Genomic DNA, 540 nt, shown 5'->3' on the forward strand with positions numbered 1-540 from the left:
TATCCTGAACTGGCTATGGCCGCTGACCCTTCCCTTATGGCTGAAAGTGCCGGCGGCCATTTTGCTGCTTGTGGCCTCGCAATATCATTTCTGGTCCCGGCTTTCCTCGGGCTCCGTATTCGCGCCCGAGTTTCCCCGCCCCCTTGTCATTTTGTTCAACTGGGCCTTCGGGGCCATCCTGTTTCTGGCCCTGTTCCAGATCGCGCTCGATCTCGTCGCCCTGATGACGGCACTGGTGCGATGGCGGCCGGTTCATATTCCCGACGGCGCCCGTGAAACGGCTGGCGGCCTGGCCGGCCTGCTCGCGGCCGTCGGCGTCGCCAACGCGTTGCGGGTGCCCCCGATCAGGGACGTGACGGTCAGGATCGCTGGGCTGCCGCCATCATTCGAAGGCTATCGGCTGCTGCAGTTGAGCGACCTGCATGTCAGCAAGCTTTTCCCGACGGCCTGGAGCCAGGCGATGGTAACACGGGCCAACGCCGCCGAAGCCGATCTGATCGTCGTGACGGGCGATTTCATCGACGGCTCGGTAGACATGCG

Annotated in this window: 1 pseudogene; it reads left to right on the forward strand. The window is 63.5% G+C overall.

Annotated elements, in window-relative coordinates:
- Position 1: 1 nt before the first annotated feature.
- Positions 2-540 (forward strand): annotated as a pseudogene (locus HLH28_RS17870) (metallophosphoesterase); the annotation flags it as partial.

It is taken from the genome of Gluconacetobacter tumulisoli (genome assembly GCF_014174155.1).
Lineage (GTDB): Bacteria > Pseudomonadota > Alphaproteobacteria > Acetobacterales > Acetobacteraceae > Gluconacetobacter > Gluconacetobacter tumulisoli.